Here is a 6331-nt window from a genome sequence, read left to right on the forward strand (position 1 = left end):
TAGCGAGCGCGTGCTCCTGGTGTCAAACAGCGGCGGTCAGTCCTTGAAGAACTTCACCGCCAGCACGACGGCCGCCGCGCCGGCGGGGACGATGGCGAGAATCTTCACCAGCTTCGCGATCCGGTGCTCGAGCACATTCACGCGATCAGCGAACAAAAGCATCATCCAGTGCCTCGCCCGGGTCTCGTGCGTGGAGTACGCGATGCGCCGCAGCAGGCCGGAGAGACCGTGCAGCGGCTGCGCCGTGCCGAAGACCGGCGTCATCGAGCGCAACTCCTGGCGATGCGTGAGGCCGCGGCGCGGCCGCATGTGCTCGATGTGCTCGGGCGCGGTCGGTGTGAGAGGCCGCGTCTCGTGCTCCATCGGCACGCCCGGCCGTTCATCGGCCGGAAGATCGGCTCCAGCCACGGACTTGTCGAGATGCTCGTGAAGCTGCCGCTGCCTGTCGGTCATGGAATCCTCCCTCGCTAGGCGGCGGGCGTGAGCACGCACTTCACGCAGCCGTCCCTCTTGTCCGAGAATGTCTTGTAAGCCTTGGGCGCCGCGGAGAGCGGGAAGCGGTGCGTGATGATCCCCTTCGCGTCGATGCGGCCCTCGCGGATGTGCTTCAGCAAGTGCGGCATGTAGCGGCGGACGTTGCACTGGTTCATCCGCAGCGTGATGCCCTTGTTCATCGCCGTGCCGATGTCCACGAGGTTCCAGGGCGGGCCGTAGACGCCGATGATCGACACGTTGCCGCCCTTGCGGACGGTCTGGATGGCCCAGTTGATGGCCACGGGGACGCCGGCCTGCATGAAGCTCATTCCGAGCACGCGGTGCAGCTTGCTGCCTTCCGCTTCCATTCCGACCGCGTCGATGGCGACGTCAGGACCGCGACCCTCGAACTGGTCCTTCAGGTAGCTGACGATGTCCGGGACCTTCTTGAAGTTCACCGTCTCCACGCCGGCGTAGCGGCGCGCGAAGTCGAGGCGGTAGTCGACGTGGTCGACGGCGACCACGCGGCCGGCGCCGAGGAGCCACGCCGACTTCATCGCGAACAGCCCCACCGGCCCGCAGCCGAAGACCACCACGGTCTCGCCGCCCTTGATCTCGCCCATCTCCGCGGCCTGGTAGCCGGTGGGAAGGATGTCGCTGAGGAAGAGCACTTCCTCCTCTTCCATGTCGTCGGGAATCTTCATCGGCCCGACGTCCGCGAACGGAACGCGCACGTATTCGGCCTGGCCGCCGTCGTAGCCGCCGGTCGTGTGCGAGTAGCCGAAGACGCCGCTGGCGACGTCGCTGTTCGGGTTCGTGTTCTCGCAATTGGCGGACAATCCGCGCGAGCAATAGAAGCAGATGCCGCAGGAGATGTTGAAGGGGACGACCACGCGGTCGCCGCGGCGCAGGTTCTTCACCGAGGAGCCGATCTCCTCGACCGTACCGGTGAATTCGTGCCCGAACGTGCAGCCTACGCGGGTGTCGGGCACGAGCCCGTGGAGCAGATGCAGGTCGGAGCCGCAGATCGCGCTGCGGGTCACCTTGAGGATGGCGTCGTTGGAGTGCTCGATCCGCGGGTCGGGCTTGCGGACGACCTTGACCTTGTTCGGTCCGAAATAGCTGAGCGCGCGCATGCGCAGAAAGTGCGGATCGGGGTCTGCTCCGGCAAACTGCTGGCATGCGCGCCCTTCCCACCCTGGTGCTCGTGGCGTCGTGCGCCTGCTCGTGCGCACACTCGGCGCGTGGGCCGTCCGCGCAGCCATGCGATGTCCTGCCCGTGAACGCGGCCGCGGCGCTGATGACGTTCGCGACGGATCCTGGCGGCGGCATTGCGCTGGGCGGCGAATCGGGCGGCCGCCTGCGCGCCGGAACCGCGGCGACCGATGCGCCCGGCGGATTCGTCCTTCGCGCAAACGGGGGCGGCGCAGTCCTCTGGATTCGTCCGATGGGCCCTGCTCGTCCCCTTGCGCTGACGATCGCGCCGGACGGCGGTACCGTCGTCGTCGGGCAGTCGCAGCGACACTGCATCGCCGCACGCCTCGATGGTCAGGGGCGCGAAGTGTGGGCATCGACGCTGGCGGGCGACGGCGAGTCGGCCTGCAGGGCGGTCGCCTTCGACGAGCGGACCGGCGACATCTGGGCGGCGGGCGAATTCACCGGCACGGTAGGTCCAACGCGCGCCGCGGGCCTGACCGACGCCTTCGTCGTTCGCATCAGCGGCGTGACCGGAGAGATCCGGCTCGTGCATACATTCGGCGGCAAAGGCGCCGAACACGCGACGGCGCTGGCCTTGACCGATGCGGGAGATGTGATCGTCGCGGGGACGTTCGGGCGCGACGTGGACGCCTCTCTCTCCGAGGTGAGCTTCGGCAGCGGATCGGTGCGCGCGGCGGACGGGACCGACGGCTTCGTTGTCGCGCTCCAACCCGATGGGACCACGCGCTGGGTCTCCGTCGTCGGGGAGCACGGCGACGACGAAGTCGTCGGCATCGAAGCGCGCGAGTCCGCCGTCTATGCGGCGGCCAACCTTCATCGGCCGCGTGACGGCGCGCGCTGCGGAGGACAGGCGGCGATCCTGCGCAACCGCGACTGGGTGCGGGTCGAGGAGGACGAATGCGTTGCCGCCCGGGCGCTCACTTTCGACGACGCGGGGCGGCTCTGGGTCCTGGAGAACGCCGGACGCACGCTGCGCGCCCGCGCCTTTGCGTCGACGGATGGAGCGGCCCTCGGGACGCGGACGTGGGCGGCGGAACGCGCCTCGGTGCGCGGCATCGGGATCGCGCGCGTACCCGGGGGATTTGCCGCGGCGGCGACGACGGACGGCGAGCTGACGGTGTGTGGGAAACCAGTCGGAAGCGCCGGCGAGCGGACGCCATTCGTGGTGTGGGTGCGTGATTTGGCGCCATGACGCGCGATTCAAGTTGACGGCCGTAACCGCGAAGCGCACCGACTGTTCCCTTCAAGGGCGTCTCGAATCGCGATTTGATTGGGGAGAATCCGCACGGCGCGCGCCGCGATTACGGAAATCGCCCGCTCGCGGAGAGCAGGTCGATCCGCGCCTGCCTCGCCGTGTCCTCCGCCACGAGCGCCGCCACGTCTGCGTCGCGCGCCGTCCGAGCTGCGTCGACCACTTCCAGGTCGTTGGTCGCCCCCTCCCGGTACGCCAGCATGGTCATGTCCAGCGCGTCGTGAGCCAGACGCGCCGCTTGCCGGGCCGACCGGACGCTCTGGTCCGCTCGCTGGACGGCTTCGAATGAACCGCGCACGTCGGAGCGTGCCTGCCGCAGAAGTCCCTCGAGCTGGGCCTTCGACTCCTCGTAGAGCGCGCTGCGCTCGCGCCGCAGGCCATAGCGGGTGCCGCCGTCGTACAGTGGGATGGTGAGGATGAGCTGCGCCTGCCAACCCGTCGTCGGCTGCGTGACCGTCGCCGGCGAGTTGTAGAAGGGCTGGACCACGGCGCTCAGCAGCGGGAGGTAGTCGGCCCAGGAGTCCCGCAGGACCTTCCGCGCCGCCTCTGACCGCTGCTGCGAAGCGCGCACGTCTGGCCGGTTCTCCTCGGCATCCCGCAGCGCGTCGGCGGGCGCCGGCGGGGCCGGCAGCGCGACCTGCTCTTCGACCTCGACAGGCCCGTCCGAAGCGACGAGGACTCCGAGCGCCTCGCGGGCACGCACGAGGTTGGCCTCCGCCAGCGCGAGCTGCGACTCGTCACCTGCCAACTCCTGGCCGGCGCGGACCTCGTCGAGCCGGTTCCCGCTGCCCACCTCGAAACGGGCATGCGCGTCATCCCGGTGCGCGCGGGCGCTGTCGCGCGCCTGGGTGGTGATCTGTACCAGCCGGTGCTGCGCCATCACCGCCAGGTAGGCGCGGGCGGCGGCGACAGCGACCGTTCGGCGGGCGTCCTCCAGCGACGTGCGGGCGATGTCCACCTGCTCGCCGGCATGCGCCCAGGCGAGCCAGCGCTGGGGAGCGAAGAGCGGCAGGGAAAGCGTCGCGTTTGCCGCGATCGACTCGCGCGCCACGAGGGTGGTACCCGAGGACGTGCGCGAGCTGTCCAGCCGCGTGCCGGTGCCGTTCGCGCTCAAGAAGGGCAGCGACGGGGCGCGCGCCTCCCTGAGGAGACCTTCTGCGCGCCGGATTTCCTGTTCGGCGATCAGCGCCGTCGGGTTGCGCGCAATGGCCCGCCGGACGGCGTCCTCGAGCGTGAGCCTCTCTTGCCCGAGCGCCGACGCGGCGACTGTCAACAGCGCGAGAACACTCCGCAGCATCGCGAACCGGGTTTGCCGCACGGCGGCCGGTTCTACGCGAGTGCGATTGCAGGCGCAACCGTTGCAGTCGCAATCATTGCGATGTACACAGCTCGCGATGGCCGTCCGTCCGGCATCGTCCCTCCGCGAAGAGATCGCCAGCGGCATCGTCCGCATCCGCCGGCGACTGGTCGCCGAGGCGGATCGCCGGCTGGCGGAGCAGGGAAAAACCGTGCTCGGCTTCCAGGTCCTCAGTGCGCTGCAGCGTCGGGGTCCCTCCGCGCAGAACGAGCTGGCCGAAGACATCGGGCAGCATCCCACGGGGTTGTCGCGCCTGCTGGAGGAGCTGGAGCATGCCCGCCTGGTGCGCCGCACCCGAGACCGCGCCGACCGGCGCAAGATCGTGGTGGAGGTGACCGCCCGCGGTCGCGCGCTGCTCGCCCAGGGAAGGCCGCTCGTCAACGCGGCGGTTGAACAAGTGCTGGCGCCGCTCGGGCGCGCCGAGCGGCAGACGCTGCGGAACCTGCTCTGGCGCATGCTGGATCGTTCCGATTCTTGAAGCACTGTTGCGAACGTGTTTCACCGAAACGTGGCGCGTTGACGCTCAGCGCGGGGGCCCGTTACGGTCCTAGGTCGGAGGCACCTTTGGTGCGGAAGATCGCGCTCATCGCCGTTTTGCTCGCCGCTTGCGGCCGCAAGCAGGCCGTCGGCTATCGCACCGACACGGTGACGCGTGGGCCGGTGAGCGAGGTCGTCAACGCGACCGGCGACGTCTCCGCGATCGTGAGCGTGAACGTCGGATCGCAGGTCTCCGGGATCATCGACAAGCTGTACGTCGATTTCAACAGCCCGGTGAAGAAGGGTCAGCTCCTCGCCACGCTCGATCCCCGTCTCTTCCAGGCGCAGATGGAGAAGGCGGAGGCGACGCTCGCCTCGGCCAAGGCCAACGTGGAGAAGGCCCACGTGGCCTACGCCGATTCCAAGCGGATCGCCACGCGCCAGCAGGAGCTTCGCCAGACGGGTCTGATCTCGCAGGCCGACCTGGACACGGCCATGGCGACTCGCGACCAGAACGCAGCGGCGCTTTCCGCGGCCAAAGCCTCGGTGCTGCAGGCAAGGGCGGACCGCGACATGGCCGCGGCCAATCTCGCGTTCACGAAGATCGCCAGCCCGATCGACGGCATCGTCGTCTCCCGGTCGGTGGACGTGGGCCAGACGGTCGCCGCGGCGTTCCAGGCTCCGACGCTGTTCCTCATCGCAAACGACCTGACGAAGATGCAGATCCTCGCCAACATCGACGAGGCGGACGTCGGCAAGGTGCACGCGGGGCTGGAAGCGAAGTTCACCGTCGACGCGTACCCGGGCGAGACGTTCAGCGGAATCATCCGCGATGTCCGGCAGGCGCCGACGACGATCCAGAACGTGGTCACCTACCCGGCGGTGATCGACGCGCCGAACCCCGACCGCAAGTTGCGCCAGGGAATGACCGCTTCCGTGACGATCACCACGGCCCGCAAGGATGACGCCCTCCGCGTCCCGAACGCGGCGCTGCGCTGGACGCCGGAGGATGCCGCCCTCCAGGAAACCATGCCGCAGCGTCAAGGTGTACCTCCCCACGCGCGCACCGCATCTGCGGCGTCCCGCGGCGCGCGCGACGGCGCAAAGCAGGCCGGGCGTGCCGCCCGCGTCTACAAGGTGGAGAACGGCAGGCCGGTGCCGGTGTTGGTCCGCGTCGGGTTCTCGGACGGGCAGCGGACCGAGCTGATTGAAGGACTCGCGGATGGCGACCGGATGATCGTCGGCGGTGGCGAATCCCGAGGCAGCGCACAGTCGGCGAGGCGCCGTGGACCGTTCTAGAGCCCAGGTCGTTCCGGTCGTCGAGACACGCGATCTGGAGAAAATCTACCGGATGGGAGACGTTCAGGTGCGCGCACTGCGCGGCGTGTCGCTCTCGATCGCTACCGGCGAGTTCCTCGCGGTCATGGGTGCTTCCGGCTCCGGCAAGAGCACCTTCATGAACCTCGTCGGCTGTCTCGACCGGCCGACGCGCGGCACGTATCTGCTCAACGGACGCGACGTCGGAAAGCTCTCGCGCGATCAGCTCGCGAGAG

The 6331-nt window shown here is 69.1% G+C and carries 7 protein-coding genes; 4 read left to right on the plus strand and 3 right to left on the minus strand.

Annotated elements, in window-relative coordinates:
* Positions 1–36: 36 nt before the first annotated feature.
* A complete protein-coding gene (locus E6J58_01860) occupies positions 37–453 on the minus strand; it encodes a hypothetical protein (GenBank protein TMB42514.1) in 417 nt (138 codons plus the stop codon).
* 14 nt (positions 454–467) lie between these two features.
* A complete protein-coding gene (locus E6J58_01865) occupies positions 468–1610 on the minus strand; it encodes a glutathione-dependent formaldehyde dehydrogenase (protein TMB42515.1) in 1143 nt (380 codons plus the stop codon).
* A gap of 44 nt (positions 1611–1654) precedes the next feature.
* Here E6J58_01865 and E6J58_01870 point away from each other — a divergent pair, with 44 nt between their 5' ends.
* The gene (locus E6J58_01870) at positions 1655–2884 is read left to right on the plus strand and encodes a hypothetical protein (protein TMB42516.1); all 1230 of its coding nucleotides are present in this window, start codon (positions 1655–1657) and stop codon (positions 2882–2884) included.
* A 109-nt stretch (positions 2885–2993) separates the two neighbouring features.
* On the opposite strand, the gene E6J58_01875 is transcribed toward E6J58_01870, so the two are convergent.
* Complete coding sequence (locus E6J58_01875) at positions 2994–4526, minus strand: TolC family protein (protein TMB42517.1); 1533 nt, start codon at positions 4524–4526, stop codon at positions 2994–2996.
* Between E6J58_01875 and E6J58_01880 the strand changes: the two genes are divergently transcribed.
* From E6J58_01880 to E6J58_01890, 3 genes are all read left to right on the plus strand, one after another.
* Positions 4150–4779 (plus strand): winged helix-turn-helix transcriptional regulator, encoded by a 630-nt coding sequence (locus E6J58_01880; protein ID TMB42524.1) that lies wholly within the window; start codon positions 4150–4152, stop codon positions 4777–4779. The two genes, E6J58_01875 and E6J58_01880, sit on opposite strands and share 377 nt — an antisense overlap.
* Entirely contained in the window at positions 4749–6077 is a 1329-nt protein-coding gene (locus E6J58_01885) for an efflux RND transporter periplasmic adaptor subunit (GenBank protein TMB42518.1), read from the plus strand. The genes E6J58_01880 and E6J58_01885 overlap by 31 nt, the downstream gene beginning before the upstream one ends.
* 52 nt (positions 6078–6129) lie before the next feature.
* Positions 6130–6331, plus strand: a 202-nt coding sequence (locus E6J58_01890; protein ID TMB42525.1) for an ATP-binding cassette domain-containing protein, incomplete at its 3' end; no start/stop codon positions are given.

Source organism: Deltaproteobacteria bacterium, assembly GCA_005879535.1.
GTDB lineage: Bacteria > Myxococcota > Myxococcia > Myxococcales > 40CM-4-68-19 > 40CM-4-68-19.

Coding starts and splice junctions, on each gene's coding strand:
- E6J58_01860 (TMB42514.1), bottom strand. CDS start 453: ATGACCGACAGGCAGCGGCAGCTTCACGAGCATCTCGACAAGTCCGTG.
- E6J58_01865 (TMB42515.1), bottom strand. CDS start 1,610: ATGCGCGCGCTCAGCTATTTCGGACCGAACAAGGTCAAGGTCGTCCGC.
- E6J58_01870 (TMB42516.1), top strand. CDS start 1,655: ATGCGCGCCCTTCCCACCCTGGTGCTCGTGGCGTCGTGCGCCTGCTCG.
- E6J58_01880 (TMB42524.1), top strand. CDS start 4,150: ATGGCCCGCCGGACGGCGTCCTCGAGCGTGAGCCTCTCTTGCCCGAGC.
- E6J58_01875 (TMB42517.1), bottom strand. CDS start 4,526: ATGTCTTCGGCCAGCTCGTTCTGCGCGGAGGGACCCCGACGCTGCAGC.